The sequence below is a fragment of the Pseudomonas sp. 15C genome, from assembly GCF_055484735.1.
Genome location: NZ_JBUDGD010000020.1, coordinates 1 through 22194, shown reverse-complemented (window position 1 = coordinate 22194; position 22194 = coordinate 1). Strand labels below are relative to the sequence as shown.

At 61.5% G+C, this 22194-nt stretch carries 23 protein-coding genes and 1 pseudogene; 15 read left to right on the top strand and 9 right to left on the bottom strand.

Going from position 1 to position 22194, the window contains the following annotated elements; genetic code table 11:
• Window positions 1–231 precede the first annotated feature (231 nt).
• The 11 genes from urtA to ureC all read left to right on the top strand — a co-directional run bounded on the left by urtA (window position 232) and on the right by ureC (window position 10620).
• A complete protein-coding gene (gene urtA, locus ACYYKW_RS12960) occupies window positions 232–1497 on the top strand; it encodes an urea ABC transporter substrate-binding protein (protein ID WP_090280971.1) in 1266 nt (421 codons plus the stop codon).
• A 141-nt stretch (window positions 1498–1638) separates the two neighbouring features.
• On the top strand, window positions 1639–3141 hold the full coding sequence (urtB, locus tag ACYYKW_RS12955; protein ID WP_464990295.1) for an urea ABC transporter permease subunit UrtB: 1503 nt from the start codon (window positions 1639–1641) through the stop codon (window positions 3139–3141).
• Window positions 3141–4220 carry an urea ABC transporter permease subunit UrtC gene (gene urtC / locus ACYYKW_RS12950; protein ID WP_464990294.1) on the top strand — a complete coding sequence of 360 codons (1080 nt, stop codon included), beginning with the start codon at window positions 3141–3143 and terminating at the stop codon, window positions 4218–4220. Before urtB ends, urtC begins: the two co-directional genes overlap by 1 nt.
• Complete coding sequence (gene urtD, locus ACYYKW_RS12945) at window positions 4217–5086, top strand: urea ABC transporter ATP-binding protein UrtD (RefSeq protein ID WP_425516404.1); 870 nt, start codon at window positions 4217–4219, stop codon at window positions 5084–5086. The genes urtC and urtD overlap by 4 nt, the downstream gene beginning before the upstream one ends.
• Before the next feature lie 142 nt (window positions 5087–5228).
• On the top strand, window positions 5229–5927 hold the full coding sequence (urtE, locus tag ACYYKW_RS12940; protein WP_208938914.1) for an urea ABC transporter ATP-binding subunit UrtE: 699 nt from the start codon (window positions 5229–5231) through the stop codon (window positions 5925–5927).
• A 43-nt stretch (window positions 5928–5970) separates the two neighbouring features.
• Entirely contained in the window at window positions 5971–6810 is an 840-nt protein-coding gene (locus tag ACYYKW_RS12935) for an urease accessory protein UreD (protein ID WP_464990293.1), read from the top strand.
• Window positions 6811–7035: 225 nt separating this feature from the next.
• Window positions 7036–7338 carry an urease subunit gamma gene (gene ureA, locus ACYYKW_RS12930; protein ID WP_336355816.1) on the top strand — a complete coding sequence of 101 codons (303 nt, stop codon included), beginning with the start codon at window positions 7036–7038 and terminating at the stop codon, window positions 7336–7338.
• A gap of 8 nt (window positions 7339–7346) precedes the next feature.
• On the top strand, window positions 7347–7880 hold the full coding sequence (locus ACYYKW_RS12925) for an N-acetyltransferase family protein (RefSeq protein WP_464990292.1): 534 nt from the start codon (window positions 7347–7349) through the stop codon (window positions 7878–7880).
• 5 nt (window positions 7881–7885) lie between these two features.
• Complete coding sequence (locus tag ACYYKW_RS12920) at window positions 7886–8419, top strand: GNAT family N-acetyltransferase (RefSeq protein ID WP_203420549.1); 534 nt, start codon at window positions 7886–7888, stop codon at window positions 8417–8419.
• Window positions 8419–8724 carry an urease subunit beta gene (locus tag ACYYKW_RS12915; RefSeq protein WP_090280934.1) on the top strand — a complete coding sequence of 102 codons (306 nt, stop codon included), beginning with the start codon at window positions 8419–8421 and terminating at the stop codon, window positions 8722–8724. The genes ACYYKW_RS12920 and ACYYKW_RS12915 overlap by 1 nt, the downstream gene beginning before the upstream one ends.
• 195 nt (window positions 8725–8919) lie before the next feature.
• Entirely contained in the window at window positions 8920–10620 is a 1701-nt protein-coding gene (ureC, locus tag ACYYKW_RS12910) for an urease subunit alpha (RefSeq protein WP_093105250.1), read from the top strand.
• A gap of 55 nt (window positions 10621–10675) precedes the next feature.
• Here ureC and ACYYKW_RS12905 read toward each other — a convergent pair whose 3' ends face one another.
• From ACYYKW_RS12905 to ACYYKW_RS12895, 3 genes are all read right to left on the bottom strand, one after another.
• A complete protein-coding gene (locus tag ACYYKW_RS12905; RefSeq protein WP_464990291.1) occupies window positions 10676–12082 on the bottom strand; it encodes an SET domain-containing protein in 1407 nt (468 codons plus the stop codon).
• Window positions 12083–12236: 154 nt separating this feature from the next.
• Window positions 12237–12542: a chaperone modulator CbpM gene (locus ACYYKW_RS12900; protein ID WP_093105256.1), complete on the bottom strand. Its 306-nt coding sequence runs from the start codon at window positions 12540–12542 to the stop codon at window positions 12237–12239.
• A gap of 23 nt (window positions 12543–12565) precedes the next feature.
• The gene (locus ACYYKW_RS12895) at window positions 12566–13510 is read right to left on the bottom strand and encodes a DnaJ C-terminal domain-containing protein (protein WP_093105259.1); all 945 of its coding nucleotides are present in this window, start codon (window positions 13508–13510) and stop codon (window positions 12566–12568) included.
• Between the two features lie 292 nt (window positions 13511–13802).
• On the opposite strand from ACYYKW_RS12895, the gene ACYYKW_RS12890 reads away from it, so the two are divergent.
• Window positions 13803–15071, top strand: coding sequence for an Hsp70 family protein (locus ACYYKW_RS12890; RefSeq protein WP_464990290.1), 1269 nt, complete (start codon window positions 13803–13805; stop codon window positions 15069–15071).
• A 120-nt stretch (window positions 15072–15191) separates the two neighbouring features.
• Here ACYYKW_RS12890 and ACYYKW_RS12885 read toward each other — a convergent pair whose 3' ends face one another.
• The 3 genes from ACYYKW_RS12885 to ACYYKW_RS12875 form a co-directional block, all read right to left on the bottom strand.
• Window positions 15192–16205, bottom strand: a complete 1014-nt coding sequence (locus ACYYKW_RS12885; RefSeq protein ID WP_090280916.1) for an AI-2E family transporter — start codon at window positions 16203–16205, stop codon at window positions 15192–15194.
• A 328-nt stretch (window positions 16206–16533) separates the two neighbouring features.
• On the bottom strand, window positions 16534–16839 hold the full coding sequence (locus tag ACYYKW_RS12880; RefSeq protein ID WP_090280913.1) for a PsiF family protein: 306 nt from the start codon (window positions 16837–16839) through the stop codon (window positions 16534–16536).
• Between the two features lie 63 nt (window positions 16840–16902).
• A complete protein-coding gene (locus ACYYKW_RS12875) occupies window positions 16903–17697 on the bottom strand; it encodes an AraC family transcriptional regulator (protein WP_464990289.1) in 795 nt (264 codons plus the stop codon).
• 96 nt (window positions 17698–17793) lie between these two features.
• Here ACYYKW_RS12875 and ACYYKW_RS12870 point away from each other — a divergent pair, with 96 nt between their 5' ends.
• Entirely contained in the window at window positions 17794–18681 is an 888-nt protein-coding gene (locus tag ACYYKW_RS12870; protein ID WP_093105272.1) for a DMT family transporter, read from the top strand.
• A 95-nt stretch (window positions 18682–18776) separates the two neighbouring features.
• Here the strand turns inward: ACYYKW_RS12870 and ACYYKW_RS12865 are convergent, their stop codons facing one another.
• From ACYYKW_RS12865 to ACYYKW_RS12855, 3 genes and pseudogenes are all read right to left on the bottom strand, one after another.
• Window positions 18777–19655 (bottom strand): triacylglycerol lipase, encoded by an 879-nt coding sequence (locus tag ACYYKW_RS12865; protein ID WP_336355823.1) that lies wholly within the window; start codon window positions 19653–19655, stop codon window positions 18777–18779.
• A 94-nt stretch (window positions 19656–19749) separates the two neighbouring features.
• Window positions 19750–19812 (bottom strand): annotated as a pseudogene (locus ACYYKW_RS12860) (QacE family quaternary ammonium compound efflux SMR transporter); the annotation flags it as partial.
• Entirely contained in the window at window positions 19812–20450 is a 639-nt protein-coding gene (locus tag ACYYKW_RS12855) for an FMN-dependent NADH-azoreductase (protein ID WP_090280901.1), read from the bottom strand. The pseudogene ACYYKW_RS12860 and the gene ACYYKW_RS12855, both read right to left, overlap by 1 nt.
• A gap of 108 nt (window positions 20451–20558) precedes the next feature.
• Between ACYYKW_RS12855 and ACYYKW_RS12850 the strand changes: the two genes are divergently transcribed.
• Together ACYYKW_RS12850 and ACYYKW_RS12845 are read left to right on the top strand one after the other, a co-directional pair.
• On the top strand, window positions 20559–21488 hold the full coding sequence (locus ACYYKW_RS12850) for a LysR substrate-binding domain-containing protein (protein ID WP_172833299.1): 930 nt from the start codon (window positions 20559–20561) through the stop codon (window positions 21486–21488).
• A gap of 92 nt (window positions 21489–21580) precedes the next feature.
• On the top strand, window positions 21581–22114 hold the full coding sequence (locus tag ACYYKW_RS12845) for a ferritin-like domain-containing protein (RefSeq protein WP_090280893.1): 534 nt from the start codon (window positions 21581–21583) through the stop codon (window positions 22112–22114).
• Window positions 22115–22194 lie beyond the last annotated feature (80 nt).

The window sequence follows — 22194 nt, the reverse complement described above, 5'->3', positions numbered from 1 at the left end:
ATGTTTATCGTTTGTGTATCCATATCGACATCGACACGACGCCCCAATCTGGCGCAGCCGTGTGCACCGACGCGCCATGAGCGTCCCCTGATGGTGCGCCCGCCCCTTCCAGCAACCGCTCTGATACGACATTTTCTTGCTGAAACCCGACCGGGCACAGCCCTTGCAAAACACCCTTCAGTCGTCCGCATCTGCCAACCATAAAAACTCAATGTTCATGGAGATCGCACAATGAAGCGTCGCAGTTTGATCAAGGCTTTCACACTCACGGCATCCATTGCCGCGATGGGCATGACCTGGACTGTCCAGGCCGCCGAGACCATCAAGGTCGGGATTCTGCATTCGTTGTCCGGGACCATGGCGATCTCCGAAACATCGCTCAAGGACATGGCCCTGATGACCATCGACGAGATCAACGCCAAGGGCGGTGTGAACGGCAAGATGCTCGAGCCGGTGGTGGTCGACCCGGCGTCCAACTGGCCGCTGTTCGCGGAAAAGGGCCGGCAACTGCTGACCCAGGACAAGGTCGCTGTGGTGTTCGGCTGCTGGACTTCGGTGTCGCGCAAATCGGTGCTGCCGGTGTTCGAAGAACTCAACGGTCTGCTCTTCTATCCGGTGCAATACGAAGGCGAAGAGATGTCGCCGAACGTGTTCTACACCGGCGCGGCGCCGAACCAGCAGGCGATCCCGGCGGTGGAATACCTGATGAGCGAAGAAGGCGGCAGCGCCAAGCGCTATTTCCTGCTCGGCACCGACTACGTCTACCCGCGCACCACCAACAAGATTTTGCGCGCGTTCCTGCATTCCAAAGGCGTGGCTGACAAGGACATCGAAGAGGTCTACACGCCGTTCGGTCACAGCGATTACCAGACCATTGTTGCCAACATCAAAAAGTTCTCGGCCGGCGGCAAGACAGCGGTCATTTCGACAGTCAATGGCGACTCCAACGTGCCGTTCTATAAAGAGCTGGCCAACCAGGGTCTGAAGGCCACCGACGTGCCGGTTGTAGCGTTCTCGGTCGGTGAAGAAGAGCTGCGCGGCATCGACACCAAGCCGCTGGTGGGCAACCTCGCGGCGTGGAACTACTTCGAATCCGTCGAGAACCCGGTGAACCAGAAGTTCGTCGCAGACTGGAAAGCCTACGCGAAGAAACACAACCTGCCGGGCGCCGACAAAGCGGTGACCAACGATCCGATGGAAGCTACTTATGTCGGCATCCATATGTGGGCGCAGGCCGTCGAAAAAGCCAAATCCACCGACGTCGACAAGGTCCGCGAAGCCCTCGCCGGCCAGACCTTCGCCGCGCCGTCCGGTTACACCCTGACCATGGACAAGACCAACCACCACCTGCACAAACCGGTGATGATCGGCGAGATCCAGAGCGACGGTCAGTTCAACGTCGTATGGCAGACCGAAGGCCCGGTGCGCGCCCAACCGTGGAGCCCGTTCATTCAGGGCAACGACAAGAAGCCCGATTATGCGGTGAAGAGCAACTGAGTCATCCCGCTCAACCTGATCGTTCCCACGCTCTGCGTGGGAATGCCTCGACGGACGCTCTGCGTCCGCCAGGGACGCGGAGCGTCCCGGGCTGCATGCCCACGCGGAGCGTGGGAACGATCACTATGCAAGGCCAAGCATATGCCCACTGCCCTTTACCGATTTATCTATGCCATCGCACTCTTGCTGCCGATACTGGCGCACGCCGGCGACGCCGAAGACTTCGTCGCGGCCAACCCGACGCAACAGGCCAGACTGCTGGAAGCCTGGGCCGCGCAGCCCGATCCGGCGCGTATCGAATTGCTTGGCGCCCTGCAACAAGGCGAACTGAGCATCGACGGCCAAACCAAAACCCTGCGCCTGAACAATCGCCTGCGGGGTCTGATCGACACCGCGATGGCCAGCCATCAATTGCTCGCCGCCGACGCCAAAATCCGTCTGAGCGCTGCGCAGCAATTGCAGAAAAGCGCGAAACCCGCGCAGCTGAAATTCCTCGACCAACAACTGTCTGGTGAAAAGGATGAAAGTGTCCACGCCGCCCTGAGTCTGGCACTGGCCAATCTGCAACTGGTCGACACCGACCCGGCCGTGCGTCTGGCCGCCGTGCGCCTGCTCGGCGAAACCGGTGATCCGCTGGCGCGCACACGTCTTGAAGGCCTGCTCGAACCGGGTGTGGAAAGCGATGCCGGCGTGCGCACCGCCGCTGAAACCAGCCTTGCCCAGGTCAAACGCAAACTGCTGATCGGCGAAGTCCTCGGTCAGGCATTCAGCGGCATGTCCCTCGGCTCGATTCTGCTGCTCGCGGCGCTCGGTCTGGCGATCACCTTCGGCCTGCTCGGGGTGATCAACATGGCCCACGGCGAGATGCTGATGCTCGGCGCCTACTCGACCTACGTGGTGCAGTTGATGTTCCAGCGCTACGCACCGCAGGCCATCGAGTTCTATCCCTTGATCGCGTTGCCGGTGGCATTTTTCGTCACGGCGGCGATCGGCATGGCGCTGGAGCGCACGGTGATTCGCCACCTGTATGGCCGCCCGCTGGAAACCCTGCTCGCAACCTGGGGCATCAGCCTGATGCTCATCCAACTGGTGCGTCTGGTGTTCGGTGCGCAGAACGTTGAAGTCGCCAACCCGGCCTGGCTGTCGGGCGGTATTCAAGTGCTGCCGAACCTGGTGCTGCCGTACAACCGCATCGTGATCATCGCGTTCGCACTGTTCGTGGTGGTGCTGACCTGGCTGCTGCTGAACAAGACCCGACTGGGCCTGAACGTGCGTGCCGTCACCCAGAACCGCAACATGGCCGCTTGCTGCGGCGTGCCGACCGGGCGTGTCGACATGCTCGCGTTCGGCCTCGGCTCGGGCATCGCCGGCCTCGGTGGTGTAGCGCTGAGCCAGATCGGCAACGTCGGCCCGGATCTGGGACAGAGCTACATCATCGACTCGTTCCTGGTAGTGGTACTCGGCGGCGTCGGGCAACTCGCCGGGAGCGTGCTCGCGGCATTTGGCTTAGGCATCGCCAACAAGATTCTCGAACCGCAGATCGGTGCGGTGCTCGGCAAGATCCTGATCCTCGCGCTGATCATTCTGTTCATTCAGAAACGTCCGCAAGGCCTATTCGCACTGAAAGGACGGGTGATCGACTGATGAACCAGCCTCTGTTAGTCACGGCCACACAAAAGGCCGGGCCGAAAGTCACGATCGCGGTCGGCACGGTGGTACTCGCCCTGCTGCTCGCCTTGCCACTGCTGTCGTTATTGCCGGCGGAAAATGCCCTGTCGGTCTCGGCATACACCCTGACGCTGGTCGGCAAAATCCTCTGCTACGCCATCGTCGCGCTGGCGCTGGATCTGGTCTGGGGTTACGCCGGGCTGTTGTCGCTGGGCCACGGTTTGTTCTTTGCCCTCGGCGGTTATGCGATGGGCATGTACCTGATGCGTCAGGCGGCGGGCGATGGGCTGCCGGCGTTCATGACCTTCCTGTCGTGGAGCGAATTGCCGTGGTACTGGACCGGCACCAGCAGCTTTGTCTGGGCGCTGTGTCTGGTGGTGTTGGCGCCGGGTCTGCTGGCGCTGGTATTCGGTTTCTTCGCCTTCCGCTCGCGGATCAAAGGCGTGTATTTCTCGATCATGACCCAGGCCCTGACCTTCGCCGGCATGCTCCTGTTCTTCCGCAACGAGACTGGATTCGGCGGTAACAACGGTTTCACCAATTTCCGCACGATCCTCGGTTTCGGCATCACCGAACCGGGCACCCGTGCGGTGCTGTTTTTGACCACGGTGTTGCTGCTGGTGGCGAGTCTGGTCATCGGCTGGCGTCTGGCGCAGAGCAAGTTCGGCCGTGTGCTGACAGCGCTGCGCGATGCGGAAAACCGTTTGATGTTCTGTGGCTACGACCCGCGTGGTTTCAAGCTGTTCGTGTGGGTGTTGAGCGCGGTGTTGTGCGGTCTGGCCGGGGCCTTGTATGTGCCGCAGGTGGGCATCATCAATCCGAGCGAAATGTCGCCGACCAACTCGATCGAGGCGGCGGTGTGGGTCGCTCTTGGCGGACGCGGCACGCTGATCGGACCGCTGCTCGGCGCCGGCGTGGTCAACGGCATGAAGAGCTGGTTCACCGTGGCTTTCCCGGAATACTGGCTGTTCTTCCTCGGCGCGCTGTTCATCGTCGTGACGCTGTACCTGCCCAAAGGCGTGATCGGTCTGCTGAAGAAACGAGGTGAACAATGAGAGTAACCGCGAGCGCTGAATTCATGCTCGAGCCGGCCTTCTTCCCGGTCGAACCGAACAAGGACGAGGGCACCAGCCGCGACTCGATCGGCCTCGGCCAGCGCGTCGGCCCCGGCCTCGACACCCGTCACGGCACGATCCTGACCCTGGAAGACATCAGCGTCAGCTTCGACGGCTTCCGTGCGCTGAACAATCTCAACCTGTACATCGGCGTCGGCGAACTGCGCTGCATCATCGGCCCCAACGGCGCGGGCAAGACCACGTTGATGGACGTGATCACCGGCAAGACCCGGCCGAGCCACGGCAAGGCGTGGTTCGGCGAAACGCTGGATTTGACGCAGATGAGCGAAGTGCAAATTGCCCAGGCCGGGATCGGCCGCAAGTTTCAGAAACCGACGGTGTTCGAAGCCTTGAGCGTGTTCGAGAACCTCGAGCTGGCGCAGAAAACCGACAAGTCGGTGTGGGCCAGTTTGCGTGCGCGCCTCAGTGGCGAACAAAAGGATCGCATCAGCGAAGTGCTGGAAACCATTCGCCTGACCCCCTCGGTCAATCGTCCGGCGGGCCTGTTGTCCCACGGGCAAAAGCAGTTCCTGGAGATCGGCATGCTGCTGATGCAGGACCCGCAATTGCTCCTGCTCGATGAGCCGGTGGCGGGCATGACCGACGCCGAAACCGAGTTCACGGCCGAGCTGTTCAAGTCACTGGCCGGCAAGCATTCGCTGATGGTGGTCGAGCATGACATGGGCTTTGTCGGCTCCATTGCCGACCATGTCACCGTGTTGCATCAAGGCAGCGTTTTGGCCGAAGGCTCGCTGGAGCAGGTGCAGGAAAACGAGCGGGTGATCGAGGTCTACCTCGGCCGCTGATCCGCAAACCACCTTCCAAACTGTAGGAGTGAGCCTGCTCGCGATAGCGGTGTATCAGACATGCAAAACTTGACTGACACACCGCTATCGCGAGCAGGCTCACTCCTACAAGGGATTTGGGTGAATTTTAAGGAATCCGAACATGCTGCAAGTCGACAAGCTGCACCAGTATTACGGCGGTAGCCACATCCTGCGCGGCCTCTCGTTTGACGTGAAGGTTGGCGAAGTCACCTGCCTGCTCGGGCGTAACGGCGTAGGCAAGACCACCCTGCTCAAATGCCTGATGGGCCTGCTGCCGGCCAAGGAAGGCGCGGTGAACTGGGAAGGCAAACCGATCACCACGCTCAAGCCGCACCAGCGCGTGCATGCCGGGATCGCCTACGTGCCACAGGGTCGAGAAATCTTCGGGCGCCTGACCGTTGAAGAAAATCTGCTGATGGGCCTGTCGCGCTTTCCCGGCAGTGAAGCCAAAGAAGTGCCAGGTTTCATCTACGAGTTGTTCCCGGTGCTGCTACAAATGAAGCAGCGCCGCGGCGGTGATCTGTCCGGTGGTCAGCAACAGCAACTGGCGATTGGTCGTGCACTGGCCAGTCGTCCACGGCTGCTCATCCTCGACGAACCCACCGAAGGCATTCAACCTTCGGTGATCAAAGAGATCGGCGCGGTGATCAAGAAACTCGCGGAACGCGGCGACATGGCGATTTTGCTGGTCGAGCAGTTCTACGATTTCGCTGCGGAACTGGCCGATCAGTATCTGGTGATGTCGCGGGGCGAGATCGTCCAGCAGGGTCGCGGTGAAAATATGGAGGCCGAAGGTGTTCGCGGGCTGGTCACGATCTAACGCGCCGGTCTAATCTGTAGCTTCCTAACGATAATCACACACCATGAATTCACTTGCCTCACCTGCCCTGTTTACCCCGAGCTGGCACGCCGAGCTGGAGCTGGCCTACGCGCGTTTCGGCGACTGCACGCGGCCGACCCTGCGCCGGCACCTCGGCCCATTGCGCGTGCAGAAGCACCTGTACGCCGAAGGCCCGGAAGTCTGCCAGCACATCATCGTCCATCCACCGGGGGGAATTGCCGGCGGCGATCGCCTCGACATCAGTGCCCGCGTCGAAGCCAACGCCTGGGCGCAGATCACCAGCCCCGGCGCAGCCAAGTGGTACCGCGCCGGAGGGCCGGCTTATCAACAACTCGATCTGCACGTGGCAGCCGGGGCGACGCTGGAATGGCTGCCGCAGGAAACCATCGTCTACAGCGCCGCGCAGGCTGAACTGAGCACAACCATCGACCTTGAAGGCGATGCGCGGGTGTTCTACTGGGATGTCGTGGCGCTGGGAAGGCCGGCCAGTGGCGAGTGCTTCGACCTGGGGCACTTTCAGGCGCAGCTGGATATCCGCCGCGACGGCCGCTTGCTCTGGCATGAACGCCAGCGCATCGTCGGCGCCGATGGCTTGCTCGATTCGCCGATCGGTCTGGATGGCCATCCGGTGTTTGCGACGTTGCTGGTGAGCGGTGAAATTGATGCTGAACTGCTGGAGCGTTGTCGTTCGCTGGGCCATACAGTGCGCGGGGATCTGACGCAGTTGCCGGGGTTGTTGGTGGCTCGGTGTCTGGCTTCTGAAGCATTACTCGCCCGTGCCTGGCTGATTGATTTGTGGCGCTTGCTCAGACCTGCGTTGCTCGGTCGTGAGGCTGTCGCGCCAAGAATATGGAGCACCTGAAATCCAGACCCCCACCCCCGCCCTCTCCCGGAGGGAGAGGGAGCCAGACCGAGTCGTCTGAAATGTATTCATCTGCCTGAACAATACTGCTGACTGAACTGGCCATTGAAAACAACCGAGATCAGTCCCCTCTCCCTCGGGAGAGGGCTAGGGTGAGGGGCCGCTCTGACTGGCACCCCGCCCTGCACGGACATTACACAAATCTGCCCTGATGGAACCCGAACCATGGACCTGACTCCACGCGAAAAAGACAAGCTGCTGATCTTCACCGCCGGCCTCGTTGCCGAGCGGCGCCTGGCCCGTGGCGTGAAACTCAATTACCCGGAAGCCATGGCCTATATCTCCGCCGCGCTGCTCGAAGGTGCGCGTGACGGCCGGACCGTCGCCGAGCTGATGCACTACGGCACCACCCTGCTCAGCCGCGAGCAAGTGATGGAAGGCATCCCGGAAATGATCCCGGAAATCCAGGTCGAAGCGACGTTCCCCGACGGCACCAAACTGGTCACCGTTCACCAACCGATCGTCTGAGGCGCGCCATGACCTACTCCATTCGCGATGCGCTCCACACCGACCTGCCGGCGATCCGCGATATCTACAACGACGCGGTGCTCAACACCACGGCGATCTGGAACGAGCAAGCCGTCGACCTCGGCAATCGCCAGGCGTGGTTCAGCGCGCGGCAGGCTCAGGCTTACCCGATTCTGGTGATCGTCGACAGCGACGACGCTGTGCTCGGCTACGCTTCATTCGGCGACTGGCGGCCTTTCGACGGTTTCCGCCATACGGTCGAACACTCGGTTTACGTGCGCAGCGATCAGCGCGGCAACGGCCTCGGCCCGCAACTGATGACAGCGCTGATCGAGCGCGCGAAAACCTGCGGCAAGCATGTGATGGTCGCCGCCATTGAAAGCGCTAACGCCGCCTCGATTCGTCTGCACGAACGCGCCGGTTTCAGCATCACCGGGCAGATGCCGCAGGTCGGCACCAAGTTCGGCCGCTGGCTCGACCTGACCTTCATGCAACTGACTCTCAACCCTGGCGCGCAGCCGCCTGACGCTCATAAGGAGTGACACCGATGAACGCCGCCCAGTTGCGCCGCGTCAACGCTGAAAGCTTCGCGCATTACCGCCAGGGCTTGATCGATCTGTTGCTCGACGCCGTCGGTTATGGCGCCAGCGTCGGCTTCATGGCTGACCTCGATGCAGCGCAGGCGCGCGTCTATTTCGATGAGGTGCAGGACAGCGTCAACAAGGGCAGCGTGCTGCTCTGGGTGGTGGTCAAGGACGAGCAAGTGCTGGCCAGCGTGCAATTGGGCCTGTGCCAGAAAGCCAACGGCCGCAATCGCGCCGAAGTGCAGAAACTGCTGGTGCGCGAACACGCGCGGCGGCGCGGCCTCGGTCAGCAGCTGATGCAGGCGCTGGAGCTCGAAGCGCGCAAACACCAGCGCGGCCTGCTCTATCTCGATACCGAAGCCGGCTCGCCCGCGGAAGATTTCTATCAAGCCCTGGGTTACAGCCGCGCCGGGGAAATCCCCGACTACGCCTGCGACCCCCACGGCACGTATCGCCCAACCGCTCTCTACTACAAGATTCTGCAAGGAGCCCAGTGATGATTCCTGGCCAATACCAGATCCAGCCCGGCGACATCGAACTCAATGTCGGCCGCCGCACCGTCAGCCTGAAAGTCGCCAACAGCGGCGACCGGCCGATTCAGGTCGGCTCGCACTATCACTTTTTCGAGACCAACGACGCACTGCTGTTCGACCGCGCCGCCAGCCGCGGCATGCGCTTGAACATTCCGGCCGGCACGGCGGTTCGTTTCGAGCCGGGGCAGAGCCGCGAAGTCGAGCTGGTGGATTACGCCGGGCATCGGCGGGTGTTCGGCTTTGCCGGACGCATCATGGGTGATCTCTGACATCGGCGTGCACCGCCGCCCCTCACCCCAGCCCTCTCCCGAGGGAGAGGGAGCCGATCACCGCGATCAGTCACCTCTCCCGAGATAGAGAGCCGATCACCGATAACCGCCTCACCGCGATCAGTCCCCTCTCCCTCCGGGAGAGGGCTAGGGTGAGGGTCCATGGCTCACCACCATTTTCCTGAAGGACGCAGCATGAAAATTTCCAGAAGCGCCTACGCCGACATGTTCGGCCCCACCGTCGGCGACAAGGTGCGCCTGGCCGACACCGAGCTGTGGATCGAAGTCGAGAAAGACTTCACCACCTACGGCGAAGAAGTGAAATTCGGTGGCGGCAAGGTCATCCGCGACGGTCAGGGCCAAAGCCAGTTGCTCGCTGCGGAAGTGGTCGACACGCTGATCACCAACGCGCTGATCATCGACCACTGGGGCATCGTCAAGGCCGATGTCGGCCTCAAGGACGGGCGCATTGCGGCGATCGGCAAGGCCGGCAACCCCGACGTGCAGCCCGACGTGACCATCGCCATCGGTGCCGGCACCGAAGTGATTGCCGGCGAGGGCATGATCCTCACCGCTGGCGGCATCGACACCCACATCCATTTCATCTGCCCGCAGCAGATCGAAGAAGCACTGATGAGCGGCGTCACCACGATGATTGGCGGCGGCACCGGCCCGGCCACCGGCACCAACGCCACCACCTGCACATCCGGCCCTTGGCACCTGGCGCGCATGCTTCAGGCGGCCGACGCGTTCCCGATGAACATCGGCCTCACCGGCAAGGGCAACGCCAGCCTGCCGGAACCGTTGATCGAACAGGTCAAGGCCGGCGCCATCGGCCTCAAGCTGCACGAAGACTGGGGCACCACCCCGGCGAGTATCGACAACTGCCTGAGCGTCGCCGATCAGTTCGACGTGCAGGTGGCGATCCACACTGACACCCTCAACGAATCCGGCTTTGTCGAAACCACTCTCGGCGCGTTCAAGGGCCGCACCATCCACACCTATCACACCGAAGGGGCCGGCGGCGGGCACGCGCCCGATATCATCAAGGCCTGTGGTTTCCCCAATGTTTTGCCGAGTTCGACCAACCCGACCCGCCCGTTCACCCGCAACACCATCGACGAACACCTCGACATGCTGATGGTCTGCCACCACCTCGACCCGAGCATTGCCGAAGACGTCGCGTTTGCCGAAAGCCGCATCCGCCGCGAAACGATTGCCGCCGAAGACATCCTCCATGACCTCGGCGCATTCTCGATGATCAGCTCCGACAGCCAGGCCATGGGCCGTGTCGGCGAAGTCATCACGCGCACCTGGCAGACCGCCGACAAAATGAAAAAACAGCGCGGCCCGCTGCCGCAGGACGGCGAAGGCAACGATAACTTCCGCGCCAAGCGCTACATCGCCAAGTACACCATCAACCCGGCGATCACCCATGGCATCAGCCATGAAGTCGGCTCGGTGGAAGTCGGCAAGTGGGCTGATCTGGTGCTGTGGCGTCCGGCATTCTTCGGTGTCAAGCCGACGCTGATTCTCAAGGGCGGCGCGATTGCCGCGAGCCTGATGGGTGATGCCAACGCCTCGATTCCGACCCCGCAGCCGGTGCACTACCGCCCGATGTTCGCCAGTTACGGTGGCTCGCTGCATGCCACCAGCCTGACCTTTATCAGTCAGGCGGCGCAAGACGCCGGATTGCCCGAAGCATTGGGTTTGAAAAAGAAAATCGCCGTGGTCAAAGGTTGCCGTGACGTGCAGAAAACCGACCTGATCCACAACGATTACCTGCCGGACATCGATGTCGACCCGCAAACCTATCAGGTCAAGGCCGACGGCGTGTTGCTGTGGTGTGAGCCGGCGGAAACCTTGCCAATGGCGCAGCGTTACTTCCTGTTCTGATGGCGGTTGCGCTGTCGGAAACGGGCGCTCGTCCATTCCCGGCAGCGCGGCCTGATCAGTCAGGGAACGCCCACGACATCTGTTGTTCGCTGTAGTTGTAATCCAGACGCAGCTCGGTGCCTGCGGGGATGTCCTGCGAAGCGAACAGCGTGTTCAGAATAAAGTCGCGGGTCACCTGTTTATCGCCAACCCATTGTTGCGCCTCGATATCGAACGGCACGGTTTCTACGTTATAGCCATTCGGTGCCTGGCGAATCGGCTTGCCTGCTTCGTTGTATTCGAAATTGGAGTTGATCCGGGAAATGATGTTGTCGCCCAGGACCGCCAGCGGATCAGGCAGCATTCGCCCCGGGCCATATTGCAGACGCATCCCGGCGAGCATGCTGAACGTCTGTTCATAAGGCCGTACGAACCTTGCCGGCGTGATGACACCGCCGTAGACGCCGATGGCCTCGCCCTTGGCGATGCGCCGGTTGGCCACCACCATGGACTGGCCGATCAAGGCCTTTTCACCGGGGACTTTCATGTCCGCCTCGGTAAACACTCGCCACTGCAACTTTTCTTCGTAGAGCATCGCCACATCTTCATAACCTTCGTACTTGATGTAGGGCTTGATATGTTCGGAGGTGAACAGATCGCCGTTTTCAAAGCGCACTTTGGTCTGCAACTTTCGAATGCGGATCGGTCTGCCGGCAACGTCACGTAGCGGATATTTGCCATTGTTGGCGCGGTTGTAAGTGCCCAACTGGTTACCGAGAAACGAATAGCGCGTTTCGCTGCGCATCGTGCTCAACTCCTGAGCCGTATAGGGTTTGATCGGCATGGATTCGGAGGCGAGGAAAAACTCTTCCGATTCCCCGTCATCAGTGCGCGGCAATTCCTCCAGGGCCATTTCAAACTCGTCGTCACTGCGGCGAGGCGAGCGACGGCTCTTGCGCGGCATGACAGCCTGCGGCGTGGAAATGGTGAAATCCTGCAATGGATACCAGTGGTTGCTGGCTGCGTCATGTGCCAGCACCGGCCCCGAGGCTTGCAGTTCGCTCGCCAGGCGGGCCCGGTGCAGCCCGGTTTGCGCATCGACAGCGAGCAACACCGTGCCGCCCCCCTGAACATCGGCGTAGCGCCGCCCCTTGAACGTGCGAACGCCCTCCGCGTCAGCATCAGGCAAGGTGGTCGCCGCGGGTATCAGGTATTGCTGCAGCGCGGAGACGTCGGCGCTGACAGTTTCAGCGGTAGTGGACGTCGATACGTGCACCTGCACCCTCGAGGTCGTTGCCTGCGAGGAATCGGCGGTGCTGCCGGCAGCTTCAGGCGTATCGCCAGGTGTTCGGCGCGTCACGGGGTCAGGCGTGAACCGGGTTGTTTCTGCTCCGGACGGCGTTGAATCAGCCGGCGTGCGCGGGCGAGGGGGTACATCGACACGGGTCGTGCCGGGCGTTGGCGGTTTGGGTTTGACTGGCATGAGTACGTTTCCTTGTAAGAACGGCGCAGCGCCACGGCATGCAGTGGCGCCGCGGGAATCGGCGTCCAATGCCGACCCTCAGCGCAAACTAGCAGACCGATCCGCCCGTTCAAACCAGAAAAACATGTGCACACAATAACTGTGGATGGCGGCTCTATTCGACCAGCAAGCGCCCCAGACGCTGGCGCAACATGCGGTTTTCGGCGCGCAGCTCGCGCACTTCTTCGAGCAGGTCCAGCGCCAGGGCGACGCCCTCCCACTCCAGCTCCAGGTCGCGTCGCAGCTTGGCGGCGCGTTTGGCCAGGGCCAGTTCGTAATCGGTGAAGCGCCATTCGCGCGGCGGCCCGCCCTGAGGTTCGAGAATGCCGTGTTCGACGATCTCGATCACGTAGACGTCCGACAGATCGGCCGCCTCACAGAATTCTGCCATGTCCAGTTGAACGCTCAGGGGGGTGCTCATGATGGGCTACTCCGTCATCGAATTCAGAAGTTCTCGCGCGGGTTGAACGCGGCTTTTTTCGCCAGTTCCTGCCACAGCGCCTTGACCTCATCGTCGGCCGCTTTCGGCATCACAGCCTTGAGTTGCACGAACAGATAGCCGCGCTCGCCGCTCTTGCTCTTCAAACCGTGCCCCTTGGCACGCATGCGCTGGCCGTTCTGGCTGCCGGCCGGCACCTTGAGGTTGATCTTGCCGGTCAGGGTCGGTACCGCCACTTCGGTGCCCAGCGCCAGCTCCCACGGTGCCAGCGGCAAGGTGATGATCAGGTTGTCGCCTTCGACATCGAACTTGGGGTGCGGCGCAAAGCGGATGGTCAGGTACAGATCACCATTCGCCCCGCCACCGACGCCCGGCGCGCCCTGGCCCTTCAAGCGGATGCGCTCGCCATCGGCAACGCCCGCCGGAATCTTCACGTTGAGGCTCTTGCTGGTGTTGCTGACGTGCTGGCCGTGCGCGTTGTATTGCGGCACCTGGAAGGTGACTTTCTTCGACTCGTCCGACAGGGTTTCCTCAAGAAACACCGGCAATTCCATTTCCACGTCCTGCCCTCGCCGTCCACGGGATTGCCGGCCTTCGCCGCCGCCGAAACCGGGGCCGCGATTGCCGAAGATCGAACTGAAGAAGTCCGAGAAGTCGCCGGTATCGGCACCACCGCCGCCGAAGCCGCCACGGCTCTGCCAGCCCGGTGGCCCCTGGAAGGGCTGACCGTGCTGACCATAACGGCGCAGTTCGTCGTATTCGGCGCGCTTGTCGGCGCTTTTCAGCGCTTCATAGGCTTCCGAGGCGTCTTTGAATTTGGCCTCGGCGTCCTTTTCCTTGCTGACATCGGGGTGGTATTTGCGCGCCAGCTTGCGATAGGCCGCCTTGATCGCCTTGTCGTCCGCTGTCGGCTCCACGCCGAGTATCTTGTAATAGTCTTTGAAGTCCATTGAAGGATCACCATCCGTTATCGATTTCGCGCCGTTGCCAGCCTGCGCCCGATTGGCACGTGCCGGGTTGACCGATCTCAAGATTGTGACCGGGTGGCGCCGCAGAAGTTTATCGGCAGTGGACGGCGGTTCTGCTGACCGCCGGTGTATCTGCCGGCCCATGCCAGCAAGTTTGGGGCGAACCGCGAGGTTTCAAGGCAACCGGGATGCGAAATAGCAGATGACCGGCCTTCGAATCTGGCGCGCACTGACATACACTGCGCGGCCGTTTTTTTGACCGGAACCGAAAGACATGAAAGACGCCTCTCCAGCCCGTGCCTGCGGCATCGACTTCGGCACGTCCAACTCCACCGTCGGCTGGCTGCGCCCCGGCATGGACACCATGATCGCGCTGGAAGACGACAAGATCACCCTGCCCTCGGTGGTCTTCTTCAATATCGAGGAACGCCGTCCGGTCTACGGACGCCTGGCGCTGCACGAGTATCTGGAAGGCTACGAAGGCCGGCTGATGCGCTCGCTGAAAAGCCTGCTCGGTTCCAAGCTGATCAAGCACGACACCAGCGTGCTCGGCACGGCGATGCCGTTCAAGGACCTGCTCGGGCTGTTCATCGGCCAGCTCAAGAGCCGCGCCGAAACCGCCGCCGGTCGCGAATTCGAGCAAGTGGTGCTGGGGCGCCCGGTGTTCTTCGTCGATGACGATCCGCTGGCCGACCAGGAAGCCGAAGACACTCTGGTCGAGGTCGCTCGCAAGATCGGTTTCAAAGAGGTGTCGTTCCAGTACGAACCGATCGCCGCGGCGTTCGACTACGAGTCGACTATCGAGAAAGAAGAACTGGTGCTGATCGTCGACATCGGCGGCGGTACATCGGACTTCTCGCTGGTGCGCCTGTCGCCCGAGCGGCGCGCGCTTGATAACCGTCACGACGACATCCTCGCCACAGGCGGCGTGCACATCGGCGGTACCGACTTCGACAAACAGCTGAGTCTGCAAGGCCTGATGCCGCTGTTCGGCTACGGCAGCCGGATGAAAAGCGGCGCCTACATGCCGACCAGCCACCACTTGAACCTGGCGACCTGGCACACCATCAACTCGGTGTACTCGCAGAAGTCGACGCTGGCGCTGGGCAGCATGCGCTACGACATCGAAGACACCGGCGGCATCGACCGTCTGTTCAAGCTGATCGAACAACGCGCCGGGCACTGGCTGGCGATGGAAGTCGAAGAAACCAAGATCCAGCTGACCCACACCGACAGCCGCCATGTGCCGCTGGATCGCATTGAAGCGGGGCTGAGCGTCGAGCTAAGCCGCACGCTGTTCGAATCCGCGATCGAAGCCTTGCTTGAGCGCGTGCGCGGCAGCGTTACGCAGTTGTTGAATGACGCCGGCGTAGCAGTCGATCAGGTTGATACGGTGTTCTTCACTGGGGGCTCCAGCGGCATCCCGGCACTGCGCAACAGCGTCTCGGCGATGCTGCCGAACGCGCGGCATGTCGAAGGCAATATCTTCGGCAGCATCGGCAGCGGCCTGGCGATTGAAGCCCGTAAACGGTATGGCGTTTAGCGCCAGCTGCAAGCTTTAAGCTGCAAGCGACAAGTAAGAGCAAAAGCAAAAACAAGAGCCGCTGCAGCTTTTGCTTTTGCTTTTACTTGCCGCTTGAAGCTTGCAACTGAAAGCTGCTTTTCAAACCATTCCTCCGAGCTTCAGTTCGCTCTTCAGGTACGCATAATAAATCGGCCCCGCCACCACTCCCGGCAAACCGAATGCGGCTTCGAACACCAGCATTGCCAGGAGCAACTCCCACGACTTGGCACTGATCTGCCCGCCGACGATGCGCGCGTTGAGAAAGTATTCGAGCTTGTGGATAACGATCAGATAGCCCAGCGCCGCAACGGCCACCCAGATCGACAGCGACAGGCCAACGATGGTGATCAGCGTGTTGGAAATCAGGTTGCCGATCACCGGCAGCAGGCCGAGCAGGAAAGTCAGCACGATGAGGGTCTTGGTCAGCGGCAGCTTGATCCCGAACATTGGCAGAACCACCGCAAGAAAGATCCCGGTGAAGAAGGTGTTGAGCAGGGAAATCTTGATTTGTGCGAAAACAATGTTGCGAAACGCCTGCACCAACAGGTGCAAACGATCGAACAGTGCCGCAGCCAGTGGCTTGCGTTTGGTCACGTCGGGGATGCGTTGCAGCGCAATGATCGCACCGAGCACCATGCCTATCAGCAGCGTGACGAACATGTGCGCGGCGTCCTTGCCGACCAGTTGCAGGTCGGACAGGTGCTTGCCCATCCATTCGCCAATCGCTACGCGAAACTCCGCCGCACTGGCCGGCAGATAGGCGTCGATGAACGGCGGCAATTGCCCGCGCGCACGATCGACCACGCCCATGAACTTGTCGAGGGAAGCGCCGGGGTTTTCGGCTTCGTGCAACAGGAAACTGATCGCACCGGCGAAGATCAGCGCCAGCACACTCACCACCAGTGTGCCCAGCAAGGCCACCGCCAGCCAACGCGCACGCCGGCCCTCGATCAAGCGCTGCAACTGCGGGGTCAGCATGTTGACCAGCTCGAACACCAGCAACCCGGCCAGCAGACTCGGCAACAAACGCAGCGGCAGCACCAGCAGCAGACCGCCGAAAATGATGATGCAACTGACCCAGAACACGACATGACGCTGAGAAAACGTTGGCATACAGCCTCAAAACGAACGGCGTAAAAGGATGGGCAGTCTGCCAGCGATCCGGGGAGAGCACTAGGGATATGCGGGGTTTCGGATTTTCGCGCATGGCTTGCGAATTTTTCCCTCACCCTAGCCCTCTCCCAAAGGGAGAGGGGACCGACCGCATTGCTCCAAGACCTTCATCGATCTGCACTACCCAATCGATTATGGATTCGATGAAGCATTCTCAGGTCGACGCATTTGCTCATCATCCCCGATCGGTTCCCTCTCCCTTTGGGAGAGGGCTAGGGTGAGGGTCAATCTGGAGACGATCACATTATTGGGCGCCCCATCGCACCGCTTATTTCTTCTTCAGGCAATCACTCATGAACGCCTTCCGCGCATCGCCGGTCAGCGCCTTGGTTTTCGCGTCGGCATTGCAGGTACTCATCTTCTGCTGCTGCGGGGTCAGGACCTTGCCGTCGTTCGCTGCCGGGGTGGCCTTGAGGCAGGTGCTCATGAAGGTTTTGCGCTCGTCACCCTTCAGGCTCTTGGCGGTCGCATCGGCATTGCAGGTGGTCATCTTGTTCTGTTGCGCCGTGGCGGCGAAACCCTGGGAACACAGGAGCAGACCGATCATCAACAAAGGCACACGCAACATCTTCATGGAGTTTTCTCCTGGTTGCCGCACCGATGGATGCGGCCTCGGCTGGAGTGTAGCCAAATCCTGTTACACCTTCCTGCCTTCCAGGTGGCTGCGGCGGTATTGCTCCGGCGTGCACCCGGCTCGACGGGCGAACATGGCGATGAACGCCGAGCCGCTGCTGTAACCGAGATCAAAAGCGATTTCCTGCACGCTCCGTGCAGTTTCCAGCGCCTCGATGGCGGCGAGGTAACGCAAGCGCTGGCGCCACTCACCGAAGCTCATCCCCAGCTCGCGAACAAACTGCCGGGCCAGCGTGCGCTCGCTGACATGCACCTGCAGCGCCCAGTGGGCCAGCGGCTGATTATTGCCCGGCTCAGCTTGCAGCATGTCGAGAATCGCCAGCAAGCCGGGGCTGCTGGCGTACGGCAGGTAGCATTCGTGCACCGGCGCCTGCTGCAGCTGATCGACCAATACCTGGGCCAGGCGCTGATCGGCATCCAGTTGCGGGATCTTCACATCTCGGGCGGCGAAGTCCTTGAGGATCGCCTTGAGAATATCGCTGATCGCCAGAGTACAAGCCCGCGCCGGCAACTCGGCGCAGACCTTGGGATCGAGGCACACCGCGCGATAGTTGACCGGTTGATGGCTATAGAAACTGTGTTCGACCTGCGGCGGCACCCACACGGCGTATTGCGGCGGTGACATGAAGCGGTTGCCGTCGACATCCATGTGCAGCACACCGTGCGCCGCGTATTCCAGCGTGCCCCACGGGTGTCGATGCGGCGCGGCAAATTCGTGAGCATTGAAATCGGCGTAGCGAAAGTACACCGCCGACGGCAGTTCGCTGAAATCCAGCAGATCGATGTGTTTGCTGTTCATGCTGTCCGGTTGCAGTGGCGATTTGTCCGGTTCGCAGTATAGGGCTGCATCCGGACAAGGGATAATTGCCGTTCATTAACGTACTGGTTTCAACTCATGCAATACGCGTTTCCACTGCTGGCGATTTTTATCTGGGCCGGCAATACCGTAATCAACAAACTGGCGGTCGGGGCGATTTTCCCGGCCGAGATCGGTTTCTACCGCTGGCTGCTGGCCGGCCTGCTGTTCACCCCGTTCATGCTCAAGACAGTCATTGCGCACTGGCCGCAGATTCGCCCGAACCTGGGCAGGATTTTCATCCTCGGCGTGCTGGGCATGGCGGTCTATCAGAGCCTCGCCTACTTTGCCGCAACCCTGACCACTGCGACCAACATGGGCATCATCCTCTCGCTGATGCCCTTGATGTCGCTGGCCATGGCGATCATCAGCCTCGGGCAACGCCTGACCGCCGGGGCGCTGGTTGGCGCGGTGCTGTCATTCGCCGGAGTGTTGGTGGTGGTGTCGTCCGGTAGCCTTGGCAGTCTGCTGCAACACGGGGTGAATCTGGGTGATGCGATGATGCTGATCGCCACGCTGGCCTACGCGATCTACAGCACGCTGCTGAAAAAATGGCAGCTGCGTTTGCCACCGCTGGTGCTGTTGTATTTGCAGGTACTGGTGGCGATCGTCGTGTTGTTTCCGCTGTACGCCGCTTCGCCGAAAACCGGGCTGACCGCGCAGAACATTCCGCTGGTGCTGTACGCTTGCCTGCTGGCATCGATGCTCGCGCCGCTGGCGTGGATGCAGGCAGTGCAGCGTCTGGGGCCGAGCCGCACGACGCTGTTTTTCAACTTGCTGCCGTTGATTACCGCGTTGATTGCGGCAGTGGTGTTAAAGGAGCAGTTGGCGATGTATCACCTGGTCGGCGGGTTGCTGACGTTGGGTGGGGTGGTGTTGTCTGAGCGCTGGACCACGGTGCTGGGGCGCAAAATCGGCGTCGTCTGATCCGGCCCTATCGCGAGCAAGCTCACTCCTGCAGTTGAAATGCGCTCCCTGTAGGAGTGAGCCTGCTCGCGATGAACGATAACCCGGTCTGCCTGCTAACACCCGGCCGCCTCCAGCCGCGCCGCATGCTCGACAAACAGCCTTACCGGATCCGCGCCCTTGCCCACCAGCCCCAACGACTGGTTGACGATGTCGAAGTGGTCCAGCGGATAGTCATCGCCAATCACCGTACCCAAGTGTGAGCTGTAACGTCCGACCATGCCGTCGCACTGCCCCGGCTCGCGCACGAAGGTTTTCGCAAACAGCCGACAGCTGCGATTCGTCCCGTCGAACAGATTGCCGCCCCGATCAGTCTTGCCCGGCTGCAACGTGCCCGACCACGAGTAATAACGCACACCGTTGACCTCTTCCGGCCCGTGCCCGCCCCAGGTTTGCGGCAAGCCCTGTGGATAACGCTGATTGAACAGCGCTACGCCCGCCGTGGTCAGCGAATGGTGCGAGGCATGAATATCCACCGGCAGTTTCGGCCCGTGGTAGCCGCTATCGAGCAAGGCCATGACCCAGCCGACCAGGCGCAGCAGGGCTTCGAGCAGGCGGCCCCGGGCGCTGTCGGCGGGATAGTTGGTTTCAAGATAGTCAGCCAGTTCCGAACCGTGGTTCGGCCCGGCCACGGACGTCACCGAGGCGACCAGATCCGGGCGTTTCGCCGCCGCATAACGCGCGGTCAGCGCCCCTTGGCTGTGGCCGAACAGATTGACCTTGTGCGCACCGGTCTCGCGCAGGATTTCATCGATTCGCGCCAGCAACTGCTCGCCACGCACCTCAGTTGAATTGAGCGGCGACACCTGCACGGCAATCACCGTCACCCCCGTGCGGCGCAACGCCTTGATGATGCCGTACCAATACGGGTAGAACACCAGCCGGACGAACCCGAGCATGCCCGGCACCAGCACCAGTGGATAACGTGTCGACATCGGCGGACATCCTTGTAGTCGGTGAGTGGATGCAAGATGTGCAAAACGCCCGCCAAGCATCCACGCGGATCATGACAACTCGACCACCAGCCTACTTCAGGCCCATGGCGAACGTCACTTCAAACCCGGCAGCGATCAGCAAGAACAGCCAGGCCATCAGAATGTCCGGGCCAGGTCGAGCAGCCGTTGCTCGGCCGCGGCCACCGATACCGCGAAGGTGCGTTCGGCAGACTCCTCGCCTTCGGCGGCGACGACCGTGACGTCATTGATGCCGATGAAACCCAGCGCCGTGCGCAGCCACGGATCGGCATGGTTCAAGGCCTCCAGCTCGCCGCCGGGGCCGAAGCCAAATCCGCCGCGACTGGTGACGATCAGGGCTTTCTTGCCCTGCAACAATGGCGTGTACTGGGCGACGCCGTTGTCCAGCGTGTGGTCGAAGGTCAGCCCCAGACGCACAATCTGATCGACCCAGGCCTTGAGGCCGCTGGGCACATTGAAGTTGTACATCGGCGTGGAAATCAGCAGCAGATCATGGTCGAACAGTTCACCCACCAACGCGTCACTCAACGCCAGATCCGCCTGCATCACCAACGGTCGCGCCTCGGGCTCCGGATAGAACGCCGCCGCCACAAACGCCTCGCTGACCGCCGGAATCAGCGCTCGCCCCACCTCACGGCGAGTCACCTGCGCCCCCGAGTGACGCGCCTGCCAGGCACTCAAAAAACCTTCCGCCAGCCGCCGCGAAGTCGACCGCTCACCCCGTGGACTGCCGTGCACCACAAGAATCCTGCTCATCTATAAATCTCCTGACTAGAATTTAACCACTTGACGCTTGCAGCTTGAAGCTGGCCGCTGCGTCATCTCAAATGAGCAAAAATCAGTCGGGATGAATTGATTTCACCCATGGAGTTGCCCATGTTCGCCTCGTTGCCGCTGACCGCCCTGCGTGCTTTTGAATCAGCCTCCCGACTGCTGAGTTTCAAGGCTGCTGCCGAAGAGCTTTGCGTCACGCCTACTGCGATTTCTCATCAGGTCCGCGCCCTGGAGGATTGGCTTGGTGTGGCGCTGTTCGAGCGTCTGCCGCGCCAGGTGCGCCTGACCGAGGGTGGCGAACGTCTGTTTCGCAGCCTGCACGGCGCGCTGCTGGAGGTGGCGCAATGCGTTGATACCCTGCGCCCGCAACGCAGCGGCAGCAGCCTGACGCTCTCGACCACTGCGGCGTTCGCCGCGCTGTGGCTGGTGCCGCGGCTCGGGCGTTTCTATGCGCAGCATCCGGATATCAATGTGCGCCTCGACACCCACTGCGAAGTCATCGATCTGCATCAGGACGCCAGCGTCGATCTGGTGCTGCGCTACAGCCTCGACGACTACCCGAACCTGTATGGCCTGTGCCTGTTCGATGAGTCGTTCGGCGTCTACGGCTCGCCCGAGCAGGTGGCGCTGGCCGCGCGGCGCACGCCGACGCTGATCAGCGTGCACTGGTACAACTCGAAGCTCTACGCGCATGGCTGGCAGGCGTGGTGCGCAAAGTCTGGCGAGAACTGGCTGAGCCCGACACCGGCCATCCGCGAATACGACGAAGAGCATTACGCCCTGCAAGCGGCGATCGCCGGACAAGGCCTGGTGCTGGCGAGCAATATTCTGGTTTCGCAAAGCGTCGCCAGCGGTGTGCTGGTGCCGTACCGCGGCGAGGTGCAGGTCGATGGCGCCGGCTACAGCGCCTTGTGCGTGCCGGGCCGCGAGCGGCATCCGCCGGTGCGGGCCTTTTTCGCCTGGCTGCGTGAAGAAGCGCAGCGCTCCGGGTTGACGCCACGGTCGGCGCAAATCGCGTAAAACTTTTCGCCGCGCGCGTCACTCACAGCATGGGTAGCGACCGCGTCAGCAGAACGTGGCGCCCATCGGATTAGCCTCCAGGAGAGACTCACATGAGCGACGACCTGCATTTGTCAGATGTACAAACCCTGCGCGAACGTGCGCGGCAACACGTCGAAAACGGCGCCGTCACCGAGAGCTACAGCGCCAACCGGGAAGAAGTGCTGCGCCTGCTCAACGAATCGCTGGCCACCGAACTGGTGTGCACCTTGCGCTATAAACGTCACTACTTCATGGCCACCGGCCTGAAAGCCAAAGCAGCCGCCGATGAGTTCCTCGAGCATGCAGTCCAGGAAGCCGAGCACGCTGATCGCCTGGCCGAACGCATCGTGCAACTGGGCGGTGAACCGGAGTTCAATCCGGACGTACTGTCGCGGCTGTCCCACGCGCAATACGTGGCGGGCAATACGCTCAAGGAAATGGTCTACGAAGATCTGGTGGCCGAGCGGATCGCCATCGACAGCTACCGCGAGATCATCCAGTACCTCGGCGACAAGGACCCGACCACCCGGCGTATCTTCGAAGACATTCTGGCCCAGGAAGAAGAACACGCCGATGACATGGCGGACATTCTGAAAGACCTGTAACCATTCAATACCGCCATCGCGAGCAGGCTCACTCCTACAGGTTGAAATGCGTTCCCCTGTAGGAGTGAGCCTGCTCGCGA

Bases quoted from the DNA above. Each gene is read 5' to 3' on its own strand.
- urtD (WP_425516404.1), top strand. From the start codon at position 4,217: ATGAGAGTAACCGCGAGCGCTGAATTCATGCTCGAGCCGGCCTTCTTC.
- ACYYKW_RS12905 (WP_464990291.1), bottom strand. From the start codon at position 12,082: ATGCCAGTCAAACCCAAACCGCCAACGCCCGGCACGACCCGTGTCGAT.
- ACYYKW_RS12920 (WP_203420549.1), top strand. From the start codon at position 7,886: ATGAACGCCGCCCAGTTGCGCCGCGTCAACGCTGAAAGCTTCGCGCAT.
- urtB (WP_464990295.1), top strand. From the start codon at position 1,639: ATGCCCACTGCCCTTTACCGATTTATCTATGCCATCGCACTCTTGCTG.
- ureA (WP_336355816.1), top strand. From the start codon at position 7,036: ATGGACCTGACTCCACGCGAAAAAGACAAGCTGCTGATCTTCACCGCC.
- ACYYKW_RS12895 (WP_093105259.1), bottom strand. From the start codon at position 13,510: ATGGACTTCAAAGACTATTACAAGATACTCGGCGTGGAGCCGACAGCG.
- ureC (WP_093105250.1), top strand. From the start codon at position 8,920: ATGAAAATTTCCAGAAGCGCCTACGCCGACATGTTCGGCCCCACCGTC.
- ACYYKW_RS12845 (WP_090280893.1), top strand. From the start codon at position 21,581: ATGAGCGACGACCTGCATTTGTCAGATGTACAAACCCTGCGCGAACGT.
- ACYYKW_RS12875 (WP_464990289.1), bottom strand. From the start codon at position 17,697: ATGAACAGCAAACACATCGATCTGCTGGATTTCAGCGAACTGCCGTCG.
- ACYYKW_RS12935 (WP_464990293.1), top strand. From the start codon at position 5,971: ATGAATTCACTTGCCTCACCTGCCCTGTTTACCCCGAGCTGGCACGCC.
- urtA (WP_090280971.1), top strand. From the start codon at position 232: ATGAAGCGTCGCAGTTTGATCAAGGCTTTCACACTCACGGCATCCATT.
- ACYYKW_RS12900 (WP_093105256.1), bottom strand. From the start codon at position 12,542: ATGAGCACCCCCCTGAGCGTTCAACTGGACATGGCAGAATTCTGTGAG.
- ACYYKW_RS12870 (WP_093105272.1), top strand. From the start codon at position 17,794: ATGCAATACGCGTTTCCACTGCTGGCGATTTTTATCTGGGCCGGCAAT.
- ACYYKW_RS12915 (WP_090280934.1), top strand. From the start codon at position 8,419: ATGATTCCTGGCCAATACCAGATCCAGCCCGGCGACATCGAACTCAAT.
- urtC (WP_464990294.1), top strand. From the start codon at position 3,141: ATGAACCAGCCTCTGTTAGTCACGGCCACACAAAAGGCCGGGCCGAAA.
- ACYYKW_RS12880 (WP_090280913.1), bottom strand. From the start codon at position 16,839: ATGAAGATGTTGCGTGTGCCTTTGTTGATGATCGGTCTGCTCCTGTGT.
- ACYYKW_RS12855 (WP_090280901.1), bottom strand. From the start codon at position 20,450: ATGAGCAGGATTCTTGTGGTGCACGGCAGTCCACGGGGTGAGCGGTCG.
- ACYYKW_RS12885 (WP_090280916.1), bottom strand. From the start codon at position 16,205: ATGCCAACGTTTTCTCAGCGTCATGTCGTGTTCTGGGTCAGTTGCATC.
- ACYYKW_RS12850 (WP_172833299.1), top strand. From the start codon at position 20,559: ATGGAGTTGCCCATGTTCGCCTCGTTGCCGCTGACCGCCCTGCGTGCT.
- ACYYKW_RS12890 (WP_464990290.1), top strand. From the start codon at position 13,803: ATGAAAGACGCCTCTCCAGCCCGTGCCTGCGGCATCGACTTCGGCACG.
- ACYYKW_RS12865 (WP_336355823.1), bottom strand. From the start codon at position 19,655: ATGTCGACACGTTATCCACTGGTGCTGGTGCCGGGCATGCTCGGGTTC.
- ACYYKW_RS12925 (WP_464990292.1), top strand. From the start codon at position 7,347: ATGACCTACTCCATTCGCGATGCGCTCCACACCGACCTGCCGGCGATC.
- urtE (WP_208938914.1), top strand. From the start codon at position 5,229: ATGCTGCAAGTCGACAAGCTGCACCAGTATTACGGCGGTAGCCACATC.